We start from the raw sequence: 18,756 nt of genomic DNA, 5'->3' as shown, positions 1-18,756 counted from the left end.
TAATCATGCGTATTACACAAAACATGCTGAATAATTCAATGATGAGTAATTTAAATAAAAGCTTGAATCGAATGGATCGCCTACAGGATATGTTCTCTTCCGGCAAAAAGATTTCAAAGCCGTCCCATGATCCGATTATTGCCGCACGAGGCATGATGTACCGTACAAATCTATCCGAGAATGTTCAATACCGCAGTAATTCAGATGATGCAATCGATTGGTTGACAGCTACGGAAGATGCGATAGACCAGGGGCGAAGTGTACTTACACGTCTGAAGGATTTAATGTCCCAGGCATCAAATGATACTCTGAATCCAAGTGATCGGCAGAAGGTTAGAGATGAAATCGTTCAACTACGCGGCCATCTTGGGAATGTAGCGAATACAACATTGAATGGGCGGTACTTGTTTAGCGGAACGAATACGGGCACGGCTCCGTTCCAAGGTGATGCTTATCAAAATAAAAACAAAACGGATATTCAATTAGAGATGTCTGAGGGGATTAAACTGCCAATCAATGTAGATGGCACCTCTTTATTCGGCCAGCAAAATTCTTCGTTAGTGGGCGATAAATTAAAAGAGGACGGATATAAAACAGATATTTTCGCTCTCATGAGCAAAATTATCAATGATTTGGGACCATCTGAATATGTTCAGGATCAGTACGGCCGGACGCTTGCTGCTGATGCTACTACAGGGGAGCCGCTTGTTGTAGGTGGTGTGGTTCAATTTTATGACCCAAAAAATCCGGCACAAAAACCATTAGAGAATGTACCGACTGACCCAACAAAAGCAATCGGATACAAACCAGACGATCCTACCAAGATCATTCAGTTTGATTCTACTCTTCCTGCAAATGCTAGTTATGTGAAACTATCAGATCCTGTAGATGGAGCTGTCCCGAAAAACGGTAAGGAATTAACCGGATATCTCAATATTATTCAGGGCCATATGGATAACTTCCTGCAGATGCAAGCGCAGGTCGGAGCAAGAATTAACCGAGTTCAATTAATTCAAGACCGTTTAGACACGCAAAGCATGGGGCTTGAGACAATGATGTCCAACGGCGAGGATGCTGACATGGCTCGTGTCATTATGGATTTACAGAACAATGAAAATGTACATCGTGCCGCATTGGCTTCTGGCTCCCGCATTATTCAACCGACGTTGCTTGATTTCCTTCGATAGGAGGGAACTTTTATGAACATGCCGCGCCTTGATATACAGCAGACCTTTGCGAAGTTGGATTGGGAGGTACAGACTCCTAGCTACACATTTGAGCCGGGAAGAGCCGAGCTCTCTATCCAACAGCAGCCAGCCGAGATGGTACTGCATCGTACGCCAAGTCAGTTGACGATTGATCAGAGTCAATGTTGGGCGGATATGGATTTGAAGCATACTTTTCGCCGCATCGCTGAAGATGCGGCGGCCGGGCATCAGCAAGCCCTAGCCTATATCGAGAAGGTCACGCTAGAAGGCGAACAGTTGGGGGCGATTGAGCACGGTGGCAATACGATCCGCAGTCTGGCGATGGATAACAGATTTCTGCCAGAGCACAGCTTTACCTATGGTAACGTACCCAGCAATTTTTCTTTGCGCTTGGATTTCACACCGGGTGATCTGGGTATGGAATGGAATACGGGTGGAACTACAATTGATGTGCATACCGCACCCTTCCAGCATCATTATGAAAAAGGGAAAATTACGTATATGATGCAGAAGAAGAATGAGATGCACTTTCAAATGGTCGGCGGTAATGTAAATGCTGGTTATTAATAACCAGCATATAAAGGAGTTATAACTATGTCTTCAAAAATCGTTTCAAGTTTGTTGGGGGAAGTTGTATATAATGAGCAAGATGTATATCATTTTAAACAGGGGCTCCCAGGGTTTTCAAATCTAAAAAAATTTATTCTACTTACAATAGAAGATAGTCCGTTTACTGTTTTACACTCGATTGAAGAGGATAAATACTTCTTCTTGATTAATCCGTTTTCTACGTTTCCTAACTATGAATTTACAGTTCCAGAATATCTCATAACTGAATTGTCTATTGAAGAGGAAGAACAGGTAGTATGCTACTCGGTTGTAGTATTACGTGAGCCACTCCATGAATCAAGGGCTAATATGGTAGCTCCTATTATCCTAAATACACATACTCATCAAGGTGCACAGCTTGTACTAGAAAATGTAAATTATTCAGTACGTCAGCCTATATTCGTGCAAGAAGAAGTGGTAAAGCCGGTATCGGAACAGAAAAGGTAGGCGATTACTATGCTTGTATTAACAAGAAAAGTAGGACAGTCAATTGTAATCGCGGACGATATTATTGTTAAAATCGTCGGGATTGATGGAGATCAGATAAAGCTTGGAATAGAAGCGCCACATCATATTGAAATTCATCGTCAGGAAATCTATCAGGCTATACAACAGGAGAACCATCTTGCAAGTGAGAATAGCCTCGATATTAATGTATTGAAGCAAATCACCCTGAAAAAACAAGAATTACAAATAAAAAATAAATGATACTAATCATACGTAACTACTATTCAGTCTCTTTTTATGAAGAGACTGTTTTTTGTTACATCTTTTTGAATGAGTATATGATTTATATTATTTTTTTATCTAAATGGCTAAAGAAAGTAACTGCGCATCCGATATTATAAGTGTAGAGAACAACATACAAAATTGTGGCGCGCGACACAAGCATATGGTGTTCTTATATAACTTTTCCAACCACAAGGATGTGGGTGGGTAAAACTCAAGGAGGAACATATCATGATTATCAATCACAATCTGCAAGCGATGAACTCTCATCGTCAACTAGGTGTCAACAATGCTGCACAATCCAAGTCAATCGAAAAACTTTCTTCAGGTCTTCGCATTAACCGTGCTGGTGATGATGCTGCGGGCCTTGCAATCTCTGAAAAAATGCGCGGCCAAATCCGTGGATTAGACCAAGCTTCTCGTAATGCTCAAGATGGTATCTCTCTGATTCAAACAGCAGAAGGTGCATTGAACGAAACACATGCTATTCTACAGCGTATGCGTGAACTTGCAGTTCAATCTTCGAATGATACGAACACAGATACAGACCGTGGCGAACTACAGAAAGAAATGGATCAGTTGATTGAAGAAATTGATCGTATTTCTAACACTACGGAGTTTAATACTAAGAAGTTGTTAGACGGTCAACGTGAAGGTGTGAAAGTGGAAGCTCAGTGGGTTAAGTTTGAAGAAAATAACACCTCTTCATTCAACAAAACTATTGCTGCTGCTGGTACATCAGCAACATCCATTGCTACAGATAACACGTATAATGTAAAAATTACAAAAGCGGCTACATCAGGAACTTCTACAAGTTACACTGTTAAATGGACTGACAAATCGGGAGCAACTGGTAGTGCAACAGTGGCGGCAGCAGGTGGAAGTGTTACTATTGGCAGTGCAAAAGTTACGCTTGGTGCGCTGACAACCGCTAATATCGGGGATGAAGTAACCTTTACACAAAGAAAAGCTGTAAATAAATTAGAAGATAAGTCTCTGACATACCAAATTGGTGCGAATTCTTCTCAAACTATGAGCGTTGACATCGGAAGCATGAGCTCTTCTGCTCTGAATGTATCAGGAATTAAAGTGACTTCTGCTCAAGCAGCAGAAGCTTCTATTTCAGGTATCAACCGTGCGATTGAGCAGGTTTCTGCTGAACGTTCAAAACTGGGTTCGTTCCAAAACCGTCTAGAACACTCTATTAAGAACCTGGATACAGCTTCTGAGAACCTGCAAGCTTCTGAATCACGCATTCGTGATGTAGACATGGCGAAAGAAATGATGAATCAAACAAAAAACAGCATTCTTTCTCAAGCTGCTCAAGCTATGCTTGCTCAGGCTAACCAAGCACCACAAGGCGTTCTTCAACTTCTCCGTTAATCGTAGTTTTATAATGAACACAGCAGTAAAGCCGACTTTTGAAGTCGGCTTTACTAGCTTATATGGAGGTTAGAATAATGCAAGAGGAAGTATATGAATTAAAGAGAACTCTTAGAGAATTGATAAACAACTTGGTTACACGTATTGAAGAAATTGTAGAACTATATGGTAAGGAGGAAAACGAAGCAAATAAGAGAATGATATTTTTAACTGAAGATCTTGCCTCTCTTACCGATGGAGTTCATTCGTTATCAAGTTATGAAGATGTAGAGCTAAACATTGGAGAATTAACCGAAAAAGTGCAACTTATCGTAGAAAAACTGGAAATTCAGGAGTATAGTTTTGTCTCTGATTTATTAAATTATGAGTTGAAACCTTTGCTAGAGCATTGGAGTGATATTCTATGGATCAAAAATTAATGCTAAGTATTTGCATGATTGTAAAAAACGAGGAGAAAAATTTACGTCGCTGTTTAGATAGCTTATATCCGATTATTAACAGAAAAGACGTTGAACTTATTATCGTAGATACTGGCTCAACAGATAACACAGTTAAAATTATTGAAGAGTACCCAGCTCGCTTATATTTTCATGAATGGAACGGAAACTTTTCCGATATGAGAAATATATCGATCTCTTATGCAAAGGGAAAATGGATTTTTATTTTAGATGCAGATGAAGAATTAGAAAACCCTGAAAACCTACTAACTTTGCTAGATAATAAGGAGAACGAACATTATAATACAATACGTGTTACCGTTAAAAGCTTGCTGCTGCCTACTATTCAGCAATTTGCATATCAATTGACAGAACGCTTGTTTAAAAACGATGGAAAATTTAAGTATACAGGTTCCATTCATAATCAGCCTGTATTCTGGGAGCCGGTTTTGGTAAACAGCAAGATTCAGATTATTCATTATGGCTACAACAATGAAGATAAAGAATTAATGGAAGCTAAGTTTCAACGGACGGCAACCATGCTAAAGCGTGAAATAAAAAGAGATCCGAATCACATTTATTATCGTTTTCAGCTTGCTAGGTCATATTTGATGCATAAAGACATAGCGGATGCATTAAAAGAAATACAGGAAGCGTATAACTTATTATCAGGAAAAGATAAAGAGATGCAACTTAAATATTATGGAGTGCTTGTCGAGTATGCCAGAATAAGTTACTTTTCTAATCGGTTTGAGAAGGTGATCGAAATATGCGAGCATGGCATTACCCTTATTCCAGATTATCTTGATTTTTATTATTATATGGGCTGTGCATATCTTGAACTGGGATTAAATGAAAATGGCTTTAAAGCCATTCAAACTTACTTTACAATTACCGAGAAATATGATGCAGGGAAAGTAGACTATTTTAAATATAATAAGGTGGAAATTTACACATATAACAGTAAATATCAAGAAGAAGCTGCATATAAAATGATTCAATACTTTTATGATAAGGAAAAAAGCAGAGAGGCCTTTCCTTATTTTGTATTTATTAAAGATGAGTATAAAAAGATACCTTTATTTATCAAATTATGTATTTGTTTGAAACAGTATGAAAACTTATATGATTACTACCGAAATATGGATGAATTGCAGTATAAGAATATATTTATCGATATTTTGGAGAACGAAAAAGAGAGAATCGAAGTCAGCCAAAAACAGGAAATTGAAAAAGTGTTTTCTGATGGTGAGGATGTATATGCGAAGTTAAATAAAATCAGAACAATAGAGGAACCACAACCTCTTATTAGAGAATTTATAACAAAAAACGATATAAGTAAGCTCCCCATCAGGCTATATGGAGAAGTGTTTTACAGGGCGATTCAGGAAGGAATGAATTTGTTCCCTACATTTAAAAAAATAAATAGTGTCCAATTGAAGATGCTTGTAAAAGAATTGATTGATAGATGGAGCGAGGCAAAAGAGTACTTGATTAAAAAGTTAAAAGAAGAAAAAATAAGAGAAAATGATTATCAGAGCAATCGAATTGCGATAGCAATAGCTCAAGTCATTCTTTTAAGTGAGATAGAGGAATCAAGAGTAAATAAATCAAATATAAAAGAGGATTGCATACTAATTTTTGATTTATATATAGAGTATGGAATTAATTATATTAATTATTTATATAATATTGATCATCTGAGATTAACTTACCAAACATTAGGCAATCAAGAAGAAAAATTTTTTATTATTTTAAAATTTGCTCATGAGGCACTTGGACAAAAAAATATCCGTATTTTTACAAAGCACTACTATGATGCTGTTCAAGTATATCCATATATGGCGGAGTTAATGAAAAATCATCATAAAAATGTATTTACAGATGTTATATAAAGGATGGTAAAGAGATGGAGCAGGATCAACAAATTTATAACGAGCTAAAGACAATAAAAAGTAAAATAGAAAAATTCATATATAATGGTAACTTTGAGGAAGCTAGACAAGCGATTTACAAGTATGAACAAATAAACCCTGATGATATAGATGTATATAGTTTAAAAGCCGTTATTTGTTTGCTTGAGCAAAAATTTGATGAAGCAAAGCTAATTTTAACAGAAGGATTGCGACAGGCTTCATTTCATCCTGATTTGATATTTAACCTTGCTTATACACATGAACAGCAGCAAAATTACCAGCAAGCCTATGAACTTTATTATGATGCAGCAGAGTTATTTGACGATGAGAATAAAAAAGATGAGGCTAGACAGGCAAGCAAAAGAATTGAAGAACAACAGCCTTCTTTAGTACAGAAAAAGAAAATCGCCTTTTTTGTAAAACAAGGAATGGATAGTTTTTTAGGTAGCGTTATTTCAGGATTAGAGCGGGATTATAGAGTAATAAAAATTGAGGTTACAGAATTATCGCAGATTAATGAAGCCATGAAATGGGCAGATATATGCTGGTTCGAATGGTGTGATGAGCTAATTATTTATGCTAGCAATATAGAAATTGCTCAAGAAAAGAAAATCATTTGCCGCATACATGGCTATGAAGTATATACTCCTAATATTACAAAAGTAAATTGGAACTTAGTTGATCAACTAATTGTGGTAGCTCCTCATATTTTAAAGCTTTTTAAGGCTAAGATTAATACAGATAAACTTAAAAGTACAAAAATAAATTTAGTATATTGTGGGGTCGAAGTTTCAAAATACCCTTTTAAAGAAAAAAACAGAGGTTTTAATATTGGATACTTAGGTTATATTAACTTTAAAAAAAATCTACCTTTAACATTGGATATTTTCTTGAAGCTTTATTCAAAAGATAAGCGTTATAAACTTTTTCTCGCAGGGGAGTTTCAAGACGAGCGAACTTATCGCTATATTGAATTTTTTGTTAATGAACATAATCTTAAAGACAATATTGTTTTTGAGGGCTGGAAAGATCATGAAAATAAGATAAAATGGTTCGAAAAAATTAATTATATATTGATTTCAAGCATTGATGAGGGCTTATGTTATGCTGCTGCAGAATCAATGTTATCAGGAATTAAACCAATTTTGCATAATTGTGAAGGGTTGAAAGATCATTATCCTGCTGATTATTTATTTAACACTTTAGAAGAAGCGATTGAAAAAATAGAAGAAGATGAATACAAGTCAAAAGAATACCGTTCTTTTATTGAAACAAATTATGCATCGGATAAACAAAATGAAGTTTTGTTAAATATAATAATGAATTTATTACAGGAATCTAGTTCTAGAACATGCTGAAAGGTTAAGCAAATTTTTAGAGCTAGATATAAGCGAAGAATTAACCGGATACTTCTCTTAACTAAAATTAAGAAGGTGCACTCTTATGGAGAATATCACTTCAAAATTAAACAATGAAGCTAAAAGCTTAATTAAAAAAATTTATATAAATTCTGCAGAACTAGGTGTTATCGGTCTTGGCTACGTTGGCCTTCCACTCGCAGTCGAAAAAGCTAAAGTCGGCTTCCAAGTCGTCGGCTTTGACATTCAGCAAAAGCGTGTCGACATGGTCAATCAGGGAATCAACTATATCGGAGACGTTGTCGAAGACGAGCTTCGCCATTTAGCTGAAAAAGGAACCATCCGAGCTACAACCGACTATTCTGCCATTCGGGAAGTAGATGTAATCGCGATTTGTGTCCCCACCCCGCTGGACAACTACCAGCAGCCGGATATCAGCTATGTCAAAGCATCTGCCGAAGAAATCGCAAAATACCTTCACCCGGGTATGCTAGTCGTACTTGAGAGCACGACGTATCCTGGTACAACAGAAGAAGTCGTAAAACCTATACTAGAAAGTACGGGACTTATATGCGGAATCGACTTTTTTCTGGCATATTCACCCGAGCGGGTCGATCCGGGGAACAAGGAATTCAATACGAAAAACACACCAAAAGTAGTCGGTGGTGTAACCCCAGCCTGCACAGAAGTTGCTGCCACGTTATACGAACAGGTGCTTGAGGGAGCAGTCCATCGAGTATCTAGCCCTGCAGTAGCGGAGATGGAGAAAATTTACGAAAACATATTCCGTAATATTAATATTGCGCTAGCAAATGAGATGGCGATTTTATGCAATCGCATGAACATTGATATCTGGGAAGTCATTAATGCGGCCAAAACAAAGCCATATGGTTTTATGCCATTCTATCCAGGACCGGGCCTTGGAGGACATTGTATTCCGATTGATCCGTGGTACTTGACATGGAAAGCACGAGAATTTAATTACCATACCAGGCTAATTGAAATTGCCGGTGAAATAAACAACAGCATGCCAGAGTTTGTGGTAGAGCGAATTGGTCACATTTTAAACGAAGAAGCAAAACCAATTAAGGGCTCTGTTATTTATCTGCTTGGTGTAGCGTATAAAAAAGATATTGATGACTATCGAGAGTCACCTGTGCTAGAAATTATTGAACTTCTTGAACAAAAAGGTGCCAATCTTATTTTTAGTGATCCGAGGATTCCTTCCTTTTCCTATCGTGGGAAGTGGTACGAAAGAGTAGCTTTAACGGAGGAAGCTGTGGAAAACGCTGATTTGATCGTTATTACCACTGACCATTCCGATTTTGATTATAAAATGATTGGACGCAAAGCGCATCTTATTTTTGATACGCGGAATGCTATGCAGAATATGTCTATAGCACACAAATTGTATCGGTTATAAAAAGGGCGGAATAGAAGATGAGTCAGGTTATTGTTATTGGAGCAGGCAACTGGGGTAGAAACCTGGTGCGTACGTTTTATGATTTAGGCGCACTTGCTAGTGTAGTAGAAGAGGATGAGGTCACACGTCAACAATTGCATGAAGTGTACCCAGAGATACATTTTTATCCGAATGTGCAAGTTGCACTTTTAGATGATGCGCCAGCAGTGGTTGTGGCAACACCTGCTCCCACGCATTTTTATATTACAAAAGCAGCCCTTCTTGCAGGAAAGGATGTATTCGTCGAAAAACCGTTAACTCTTTGTTCACAGGAGGCACAAGAACTAGTTGATTTGGCAGAGAAGCAGGAGCGCCTGCTTATGGTTGGCCACCTGTTGTTATACCAGCCGGCTATTCGTAAAATAAAAGAAGCAATTGAAGACGGCCTGATCGGTTCGCTACAAGGGCTGCATCAGGAACGATTGAAGCTGGGAAGGATCCGCTCAGTGGAAAATGTACTATGGAGCTTTGGAGTACATGATATCGCAGTGCTTTTATATTTGACAGATGAGCAGCCTGCTTCGATTCAGGTAACAGGGCAGCCGATTGTGCAGTCGACTATAGAAGACGATGTATATCTTCATCTTTATTTTAAGAGCGGCGTGCAGGCGCATTTGCATACATCCTGGTACTGGCCGGAGATACGCCGGCACCTTGTGGTGACAGGCTCGGAGGGAATGCTCGTCTATGATGAGGAACAACAAACGGTGGTGCTTCATCGTAAAGCAATTAATACCGATCTTTCTAATAAAGAGGAAGGGAGCGTCCTTCTTTATCGTGGTGAAGCTAAACCTTTGACATTGGAATGCCAGCACTTCCTTACCTGTGTACAGGAGAGACAACGCCCTTTTTCTGATGGTAATAACGGGTTAAATGTGATTCGTATTTTAGAGGAAGCGTCACGTATGCTGAGAAGGGAAAGAATATAGAATGACACAAGAGTATTTTGTGCATGAATCTTCATATGTGGATAAGGGAGCATGTATTGGAAAAGGGACGCACATCTGGCATTTTTCTCATATTATGAGCGGAACAGAGATTGGAGAGCGCTGTAATTTGGGACAGAATGTATTTGTGGCCTCAAATGTGAAAATCGGAACAAATGTAAAGGTGCAAAATAATGTTTCGATTTATGAAGGAGTTATTCTTGAAGACGACGTATTCTGTGGACCTAGTATGGTGTTTACAAATGTTAAAACACCGCGCTCCGCTTTTCCACGTAATACGAAAGAAGATTATGCACTGACAGTCGTAAAGCGAGGTGCTTCAATTGGTGCCAATGCAACCGTAGTATGCGGGATTACAGTTGGCTCATGGGCTTTCATTGCGGCAGGAGCAGTTGTTACGAAAGACGTGCCCCCATATGCTTTGATGGCAGGGATACCAGCCCGACATATTGGTTGGGTATGCGAGTGTGGAGAAACATTAGCATTTACAGATTATAAGGCCATATGTACTTTATGCGATAGGGAATACTTACAGAGTGAGAAATCTTCTGTTCAACGTATTGAATAGAATGGAGGAAATATTATGAGCCATATTCCTGTATTTGAATTAACATCACAAGTAGAGACCTTACATAATGAACTAATGCAAGTAATAGATAACGTATTATGTTCCGGACAATTTATAATGGGTGAGAATGTAACGGCTTTTGAAAAGGAAGTAGCAAACTATATAGGTGCGAAGTATGCGATAGCGGTAAATTCAGGAACCGATGCACTTGTAATTGGGCTGCTTGCCGCCGGAGTTGGAAAAGGTGATGAAGTCATTACCACGCCCTTTACTTTTTTTGCAACAGCGGAAGCCATTAGCCAAGTCGGGGCAATTCCTGTATTTGTAGATGTGAATGAACAGACGTATAACATTGATGTGAACCTAATTGAAGGGGCTGTTACGACACGTACAAAAGCAATCCTTCCCGTTCATTTGTATGGACAAGCAGCAAATATGAACGAAATTAATGAATGTGCTCAGAAACATGGATTAAAAGTAATTGAAGATGTGGCACAAGCATTTGGTGGAGAGTATAAACATAAGAAATTGGGTGCGGTGGGAGATGTAGGGTGTTTTTCTTTTTTTCCAACAAAAAACCTAGGTGCTTATGGAGACGGCGGGCTAATTACAACAGATGATGAGCAGATTGCAGAAAGAGCACGGATGTTACGGACACATGGATCCAAGAAAAAGTATTACAATGAGATTCTTGGATACAACTCTCGATTAGATGAACTGCAAGCGGCAATTCTTCGTGTTAAACTTCCTTATATTGATAGATGGAATGAAAAACGAAGAGTAATTGCTAGTACATATAATAAATTATTAAAAGGAATTCCAAACATTGTAACACCTGAAGAACTGCTGGAAAACAAACATGTCTATCATCAATATACGATTCGGATATGTAATGGGAAAAGAGATATTATACAAAAAGAACTAGCCTTACAAGGGATTGGTTCTATGGTATATTACCCGGTACCGGTTCATCGGCTGCCTATCTATCAAGATTTCCCCGTCGTCCTTCCAGTGGCAGAGAAATTGGCAGAAGAAGTTATCAGTTTGCCTATCTGGCCGGAAATGAAAAGAGTACAGCAAGAAACTGTAGTAGAAGAACTGCAAAAAATTTTAGATGTGTTGTAATAAAAAATATATATAATTCGATAAAAAATTTGCTTCTTCTCCCGATATATATAATAGTAATTAGTTTGAATGCCCCAGGGAAACTTTTTGGGTAGGTTGCTACTTGCAATGCTCAAGAAAGATGATGGAGATTATAGTACAGGGGGAAAGTTAGCATGGCCATTCATAATCCTGCTCAAGCATATCGTTCCAATCAGGTAACTACTGCCACACAAGGTGACTTAACATTTATGCTCTATAATGGAGCGATCAAGTTTATTAAACAAGCGAAACAAGAGATCGAGGCGAATAATCTTCAGTATGCTCATAATCATATCGTACGTGTTCAAGATATCTTAAAAGAGTTGATTTTGACATTGAATCCTAAGGTAGAGATTTCAGAGCAATTTCTTACAATGTACGATTACATGATGAATCGAATGATTGAAGCAAATGTGAATAAAGATAAAGCGATTTTAGATGAAGTAGAAAGTTTCTTTATCGAATTTAGAGATGTTTGGAAAGAAGTCATGATGATAACAAAACAGCAAGGGCAAAAGCAGGCGTAATAGTCTGCTTTTTTTTTATGAAGTAGAATATAACTGTTAGCTTATTATTTAAAGCGGATTATCCGATATTAAAAGTAACAATGCAATGATACAAGGAGGAACAAACATTATGTCAGAATTTCGAACTAATCTTACACATAATTTTGTAGGCGCAGGAATGCTTCACAGACCTTCAAGTGTTTCCCAGGACTCCATGGATGTATCAACCAAAGAACAGTTTGTATCAATTGAAGGTATAAAATCAAATGAAGATATGAAAGAACAAGGTGCTGCTACAGAGCATGAACGTGAAAAACTAGAAAAAATGGCTGACACCTTATTTTCAACGCTTGATTTAGGATTAGCGCTAAAGTTTCATGAAAAAAGCGGAGATTGGTATGCAGTCATTCAGAATAAGATTACACATGAAGTTGTCAAAGAAGTTCCGCCTAAGTATGTACTAGATCTACGTGTACAGTTAAAGGAAATGATTGGATTTTTCTTAGATAAAAAAGTTTAATAGGAGGAAGAAAGAATGCCCGTAAATCGTTTAAGTGGTCTGATGTCAGGAATGGATACCGAGTCACTGGTTAAGCAACTGATGCAGGCAGAGCGTATGCCAGTTAATAAAATGAAACAGCAACGTCAATCTTTAACCTGGCAAAGCGAGATGTATCGTCAATGGAATACAGATATCTTTACATTTCGTAAGACGTTGCTTGATATGAAGCTGTCTAAAACATATGGAACATTTAATGCTGTATCTTCTGATGCTAATAAGGTAAATGTCACTAGCACTGCAGAATCGCTTGAAGGAAATCATAAGATGCAAGTCTTACAACTTGCCGAGTTAGCAAAACTGGAAGGAAAGCCAAGTTTATCTACTCCTTCTGGGGCTGCAACTCTCACTATTAATATTAATGGAAAAAGTAAGGATATAGAGATTGCAGCTGAAGATACGATGAAAGATATCGTCACAAAAATTAATACTGCTACAGTTGAGGGAAAAAGCTTAGGTGTATCTGCTGCTTATGATGAAACTTTGAATCAATTTGTTATAAATTCAAAAGAAACAGGTACTAAGTCAACATTTACACTTAGTGGTGCGGAGGCACTTCAAAAGCTAGGTATCAAGCAATATGAAAAGGAACTTGCAGCTGGTGCAACAATAGATTTTGCAAATATTGCTGAGTTTGGTGCCTTAGGAAGGGACATAACTTTAAAGGTCGGAGATATCGAAAAAAGTATCAAAGTTACATCCGCGGATAACGTAGACACTATATTAGCGAGAATGAAAAAAGCATTCTCCTCGGAAGGGGAGGTTTTCAGTAAAAATGGAACAAAAATTGAGATTACGCATCCTGCGGGTAAGGTTGTAAAAATTTCTTCATCTAATGAAGATACATTGAGCAAGTTAGGTGTATCCGGAGCTTCTTTTGATGCAAACATTCCAGTAAAAGCATTAGGAAAAGATGCACAATTTCGTTATAATGACGGAGAAATTATTGAGACTCCAGCTAATAATACAACTGTTTTTGGACTTAACTATAACTTTAAGCAAATTGGAGAAGTCACCACAACTGTTTCTCGTGATATTGAAACAGAAATCAAAAATATTAAAGAATTTATTAATAAATATAATGAGATATTAGATAAATTGAATAAAGTAATTGATGAGCCAGTATACAGAAGCTTTAAACCACTTACTGATGAAGAGCGAGAAGCACTAAGTGAAAAGCAGATCGAGCAATGGGAACAAAAAGCTAAAAGTGGATTATTACGCAGAGATGGCACTCTATCAGCACTGGCATCGAATATACGTCTGCAGATGGGTGGAACAGTTGATAATGGTAGTAAATATAATTCGCTTGCTTCCATTGGCATTAAGTCAAATACGTACAAAGATCAAGGAAAGCTGCAAGTAGACGAGGAAAAACTAAGAAAAGTTCTTCAAGAAGATCCAGAAGCAGTAAAAAACCTGTTCATTCAGTCAGCTAGTGATGAAAAGAGCGGAAAGACTGGTCTCATTCATCGAGTTACAGCTAATTTTGAAGAATCTTCAAAATTGCTAATTGAAAAGGCTGGTGCAAGTGGAAGTGCAATTACTGATAGTAGCTTGTTTGGTAAAAGGATTCTTGATTTGAATAAAAGAATTGACGATACAGAAGATAGACTGATTCGAAAAGAGAATAACTATTATGCTAAATTTACTGCGATGGAAAAAGCGATGAGCAAATACAATTCGCAGAGTGGCTGGTTAGCACAACAGTTTGCAGCGAAATAATAATGTAAGGAAAGAATAATGAACGAGAACTTATATGTAAAGAAGAAGCAGTTACTTGAGGAAATGAAGGTTGAGACGTTACTGCAGCTTCAACATTTACAAGAAGAAGAAGCAGAGCAATTTCTAGAACGAGTAGAAAAATGCGAGCGAATTATCCAGCTCATTGATAAAATTGACGCGCAGCAGTCTCCATTTTTACCTCAGCAAGAAAAAGAGTTTAAAGAAATCATATCTGGCATTAAGCAGATACGTGAGAAGATTGATCCGCTGCTTTTGCCACTTTATAGTAAGTTGCAGAATTTATCTGTGGCCGAGCGCCAAAAAACTATTATTAGAAAAGGTTATATGGATGAAGATGCACATCCGCCAAGCATTTTCTTCGATAAAAAGAACTAAAGAAATCGCCCTTTTTTCTGGCAGTAAGCTGGGAAAAGGGGCTTTTTTATAAGAATGATGATTACAGTTCTCGCCTGTTTTATCCGATATTATTTATAGAACAGTACCGTACGGAAAGGTGGAAGCACACGTGCAAATATCAGGTTTTACGCCCGGAACACAGACAGCACAGAATACAGGAAAACCAGCAGATGTGCGCCAGAACGAGGTAGTCAGCGCAACGGTAAAGCAGCGTCTGTCCTCGAATGAGGCGGTCATTGAGATAAAAGGACAACAATACAATGCGATCTTTGATAAAGGGGTACCTACAAAAGGGGAAGTCCCTGTTCAGATTACAGACATAAAAGGCAATACGATACATGTGCGTGCCGTATCTACCTCTTCCGCTCCACCTCAAAGAGGAAGCTCCGCTTCACTTGAAGCAGAGGCGGAGCGTGTACTAAAAGATGCAGGTGTCAAAGTGACTGTGGATATGAGAGAAGCTGTGTCCAGATTACTTGCCGAGCGGGTACCCGTCTCAAAAGAGGTACTGCAGCGAGTTCAACAGGTCATGCAGAATGGGGAAGGAGTTGTACAGCAAAAGCTTGATACCCTTTCGATCATGGCGCAAAAGAAAATCACGGTAACACCCAAAAGCTATGAAGCGGTCTTTCGTGCGCTGCATGGGCCGTCTCTAGATAAGATCGTATCAGATCTTGCCAAGGAAGCGCCTGATCTTGTGCCGACACAGACGCAACGTACTAACGCTGCAAATGGGAACAGAGAAGTCCGAACAGTTGCGCCAGAGCAAAAGCTCTCACAGCAGCTTGATCTTCTGGCTAAAGTTGTAGAAAGTGGACGACCGGTAAACAAGGAGCAGCTGCAAAAGCTAGCTGACCAGATGAAACGATCCGTAGAGGCGAGCAAAATAAGTGAGCCGATTCGACAAAATGTGGCACATATTATAAAACAGGTTGAATCGACGATAAAGGAAGCAGCAGGAAAACAGGAGACGATTGCTTCAGATAAACTGGCACAGAGAGTGCGTGCACAGGACATAGCACAAACCGCTACTCAGATTAGACGAGCAGCGGCACAAGCGGAATCAGCTGTTGCTACAAGCAGGCAAGGGGACTCTCTTATTCGCCAAGTAGACACGCTGCAGCAGGTCCTCCAATTGAAGCAGCCGATTCGCAAAGAACAGCTTACGCAATTGATTGAACAGATGCAGCGTAATCCTGAAGTGAAGAACATGCCGGAGCATGTACGTATAAAACTCCAGCAAACGGTAGAACAAGTCACCCAGCTTATCAAAAATACTCCCAGCAGCCAAACATACATCTCACCGGAAAAGATAGCCGACACAGTACGAGCAACGGATATAAGCAATAATCTAAAGCAAATAAAGCAGGAATTAGCACGTATGGAAGCAGCCGCAAAGCTTCCGCAGCAGCCGAGCACTCCTACACAGGAGGTTAGAGAAGCGCCAAAGACAGAAAACAGTGCATTGAAGGATCTAGCTAATCTTGTGCTGGATCTTAGGCTTTCAGGTAAGGTGACGAGAAGCGGCATTGATAACCTGCAGAAAGCAGTCGAGCAAGTTCTCGGAGAAGCAAAGCTTAGTCCGCAGCTGCAAAAAGACCTGCAGGCGATGATGAACCGTATTGTGAAAGACCTGCGTATGTCGATGAGCTATGAGGCAGTAGGTAAGGGAATGGAAGCCAAAGTAATGGTAGAGAAAACCCTGGATACGCTGGTGAAGATGTTTAAGCTTCCGATCGCCGAAGCTGCAGCGGATAGAACCAACCCATTAACCAATGGTTTAGGCGAGGGTGCGGATAATGCAGGGGATTTCCTGCGTCCAGTAAGTGAGACATTCATGAAACTGGGAAGCCTGGTCGGTCTGGCGCGTCAGGAGCTGGCAGCGGCTTTAGGTAAGGGAATGGGAACGGCAAATCCGCTGGAGGCATTGAGCACTTCACGTAGTCCAGAGCAGATTGTACGAGATGCGGCTGTATCCTTGCGGCAGGCGGCTCAGCGTGAGAAGCTGCCACAGCAGGAAGTGCGGCAGATGGAGCAGTTCCTACAACGTATCGAAGCGGATGTAGTAGATGGTGCGTATCGCCCGGAAACGATACTGGAAGGCATGAATGAACTCGAACAACTGTTGACACAAGCTGGCGAACGCATGGCTGCGTTAACGAACGTGCAGACAGCGAATTTTGAGCGTGTAACACAGTATATTCCCGATTACTTACGTGAAGTGGGCGAGGAGTTTGCGCAGTTGAAGAAAGAAATTGTCAATAATGTAGAGCGCATGAGCCAGTTTCTTCAACAGAAGACTCCACAGGCATCTTCGTATATTCAGCGCATCGTAGAGCCAACTATTGAGATGGTCAATCGATTGGTTAATAAAGGAGAGTTCGCGCTGTTTGCGGATATGGAATTCGAGCATAGTGTATTGAAGATGAGCGGAGAGCTTCAGCAGGTCAAGGGGATGCTGGATAAGGGCAGGCAGGATGAAGCCCTGCAGCTCTTCCAACGTGTGAAAGGCGAGCTGGAAAAGCTGCATTGGCAGCCTTCCTATATGAAAGTGGAACGCTTCTTCTCGAAAACAACGCTGGACGGTGAGATGCGCAGCCCATTCCAAACGTATGGACAATCCTGGCAGGATGGAACGTTGACGGGACGGGGGGTACAGGAGATGATGCGCGGTGTCGGCTACACTCATGAGAAGGAAGCGATGGAGTGGCTGATGCGCCGTGAAGGAATGGCGCAAGCAGGCAGTGGACGATTTGGCGGAGAGTTCCATGAACGAGCGGATGCACCGCCAAACTCCATGAAATCGTATTTGCTTGATGGCATGGAAAGATCACTTACACCACGAGCAAAAGAAGTGATGGAACAGGCACTATCCAATATTACCGGTCAGCAGCTTCTATCCAGACAAGAGCCTACCGCACCGATTCAGACCATGCAAATTCAGCTTCCGCTTCCATGGGAGGAAGGGATGCATACGGCCGAGCTTCAGGTGCATGCCCGCAACAATGGACAGCAAATGGATTGGGAGAACTGCAGCTTATTCTTTTTCCTTGATACGCCGAAGTTCGGTGAGACAGGTGTATCGGTGATGGTAGTGAATCGGGAGATGACGATTCGCGTACAGAACGATCATCCGCAGGTAGATGAGGTGTTTAGACCGTATGTTCCACAGATGGAGGAGGCGCTGCAGCAGATGGGGTATCGGATGAATGGCGTGACATTTACTCCGATTGGACAGGAAAAACAGGCAAGTGTACAGGAAGTGCCGACCGTGGACACGGCGCTCGCCAGAAGTCGTGCGATTCAGCAATCCGGACAGGAAGGATTGGATTTCTCGATATGATGTACAAACATATTCAGCGCCGGCCGCAGAAGGGAGACAAGCCTTCGCAGGTTGCGGTCATTCGTTATGACAAGGAGAATGACAAAGCGCCGACAATTGTCGCGCAAGGGCGCGGAGCGGTGGCAGAGAAGATCATTGCGAAGGCGAAGGAGCACGATATTCCGATGCAGGAGGATGGCCTGCTGCTTGAAAACCTGCTGAATCTAGATCTGGGCAGTAATGTGCCGCCTCAGCTATACCAGGTAGTCGCAGAAGTGCTGCTGCTCGTCCGACGGGCCAGCGTGGGTGCTCCCCCTATGCCTGTCTCTCCTGTAGAGAACCTGCGGACGCTTAGGCAGACGCCGTACTGGGACGGGGAGTCCGAAGAAGAGGAAGAAGATATCAGCTTGGATGATTTGCTGCAAAGCATTCGAAATATAGAATAATTCATAAGAAGAATGACG

The 18,756-nt window shown here is 40.2% G+C and carries 18 protein-coding genes; all 18 read left to right on the top strand.

Going from position 1 to position 18,756, the window contains the following annotated elements; genetic code table 11:
- Positions 1-5 precede the first annotated feature (5 nt).
- The 18 genes from flgL to AB3351_RS18505 all read left to right on the top strand — a co-directional run bounded on the left by flgL (position 6) and on the right by AB3351_RS18505 (position 18,738).
- Positions 6-1,187, top strand: coding sequence for a flagellar hook-associated protein FlgL (flgL, locus tag AB3351_RS18590; RefSeq protein WP_371148650.1), 1,182 nt, complete (start codon positions 6-8; stop codon positions 1,185-1,187).
- Between the two features lie 12 nt (positions 1,188-1,199).
- Positions 1,200-1,775, top strand: coding sequence for a DUF6470 family protein (locus tag AB3351_RS18585; RefSeq protein ID WP_371148649.1), 576 nt, complete (start codon positions 1,200-1,202; stop codon positions 1,773-1,775).
- A 27-nt stretch (positions 1,776-1,802) separates the two neighbouring features.
- Positions 1,803-2,264, top strand: coding sequence for a flagellar assembly protein FliW (gene fliW / locus AB3351_RS18580; RefSeq protein WP_371148648.1), 462 nt, complete (start codon positions 1,803-1,805; stop codon positions 2,262-2,264).
- 9 nt (positions 2,265-2,273) lie between these two features.
- Positions 2,274-2,525, top strand: coding sequence for a carbon storage regulator CsrA (gene csrA, locus AB3351_RS18575; protein ID WP_371148647.1), 252 nt, complete (start codon positions 2,274-2,276; stop codon positions 2,523-2,525).
- 252 nt (positions 2,526-2,777) lie between these two features.
- Positions 2,778-3,929, top strand: a complete 1,152-nt coding sequence (locus tag AB3351_RS18570; protein ID WP_371148646.1) for a flagellin N-terminal helical domain-containing protein — start codon at positions 2,778-2,780, stop codon at positions 3,927-3,929.
- Positions 3,930-4,006: 77 nt separating this feature from the next.
- Complete coding sequence (locus tag AB3351_RS18565) at positions 4,007-4,348, top strand: hypothetical protein (protein ID WP_371148645.1); 342 nt, start codon at positions 4,007-4,009, stop codon at positions 4,346-4,348.
- Entirely contained in the window at positions 4,333-6,261 is a 1,929-nt protein-coding gene (locus AB3351_RS18560; protein WP_371148644.1) for a glycosyltransferase, read from the top strand. The genes AB3351_RS18565 and AB3351_RS18560 overlap by 16 nt, the downstream gene beginning before the upstream one ends.
- 14 nt (positions 6,262-6,275) lie before the next feature.
- A complete protein-coding gene (locus tag AB3351_RS18555; RefSeq protein ID WP_371148643.1) occupies positions 6,276-7,640 on the top strand; it encodes a glycosyltransferase in 1,365 nt (454 codons plus the stop codon).
- Positions 7,641-7,725: 85 nt separating this feature from the next.
- Positions 7,726-9,063 (top strand): nucleotide sugar dehydrogenase, encoded by a 1,338-nt coding sequence (locus tag AB3351_RS18550; protein ID WP_371148642.1) that lies wholly within the window; start codon positions 7,726-7,728, stop codon positions 9,061-9,063.
- Between the two features lie 17 nt (positions 9,064-9,080).
- Positions 9,081-10,031, top strand: a complete 951-nt coding sequence (locus AB3351_RS18545; RefSeq protein WP_371148641.1) for a Gfo/Idh/MocA family protein — start codon at positions 9,081-9,083, stop codon at positions 10,029-10,031.
- A gap of 1 nt (position 10,032) precedes the next feature.
- Positions 10,033-10,617: an acyltransferase gene (locus AB3351_RS18540; protein WP_371148640.1), complete on the top strand. Its 585-nt coding sequence runs from the start codon at positions 10,033-10,035 to the stop codon at positions 10,615-10,617.
- Between the two features lie 15 nt (positions 10,618-10,632).
- Complete coding sequence (locus AB3351_RS18535; RefSeq protein WP_371148639.1) at positions 10,633-11,742, top strand: DegT/DnrJ/EryC1/StrS family aminotransferase; 1,110 nt, start codon at positions 10,633-10,635, stop codon at positions 11,740-11,742.
- A gap of 155 nt (positions 11,743-11,897) precedes the next feature.
- Positions 11,898-12,290, top strand: coding sequence for a flagellar export chaperone FliS (gene fliS, locus AB3351_RS18530; RefSeq protein WP_371148638.1), 393 nt, complete (start codon positions 11,898-11,900; stop codon positions 12,288-12,290).
- 109 nt (positions 12,291-12,399) lie between these two features.
- Positions 12,400-12,789 (top strand): flagellar protein FlaG, encoded by a 390-nt coding sequence (locus AB3351_RS18525; protein ID WP_371148637.1) that lies wholly within the window; start codon positions 12,400-12,402, stop codon positions 12,787-12,789.
- A 15-nt stretch (positions 12,790-12,804) separates the two neighbouring features.
- Complete coding sequence (gene fliD, locus AB3351_RS18520; protein WP_371148636.1) at positions 12,805-14,553, top strand: flagellar filament capping protein FliD; 1,749 nt, start codon at positions 12,805-12,807, stop codon at positions 14,551-14,553.
- Positions 14,554-14,571: 18 nt separating this feature from the next.
- A complete protein-coding gene (locus AB3351_RS18515) occupies positions 14,572-14,949 on the top strand; it encodes a hypothetical protein (RefSeq protein WP_371148635.1) in 378 nt (125 codons plus the stop codon).
- Positions 14,950-15,079: 130 nt separating this feature from the next.
- Positions 15,080-18,313 (top strand): hypothetical protein, encoded by a 3,234-nt coding sequence (locus tag AB3351_RS18510; protein ID WP_371148634.1) that lies wholly within the window; start codon positions 15,080-15,082, stop codon positions 18,311-18,313.
- On the top strand, positions 18,310-18,738 hold the full coding sequence (locus AB3351_RS18505; RefSeq protein ID WP_371148633.1) for an EscU/YscU/HrcU family type III secretion system export apparatus switch protein: 429 nt from the start codon (positions 18,310-18,312) through the stop codon (positions 18,736-18,738). Before AB3351_RS18510 ends, AB3351_RS18505 begins: the two co-directional genes overlap by 4 nt.
- Positions 18,739-18,756: the final 18 nt, after the last annotated feature.

The organism is Aneurinibacillus sp. REN35 (genome assembly GCF_041379945.2).
GTDB lineage: Bacteria > Bacillota > Bacilli > Aneurinibacillales > Aneurinibacillaceae > Aneurinibacillus.
Note: the sequence above shows the minus strand (reverse complement) of the source record. Positions and strands in the feature narration are given on the sequence as shown.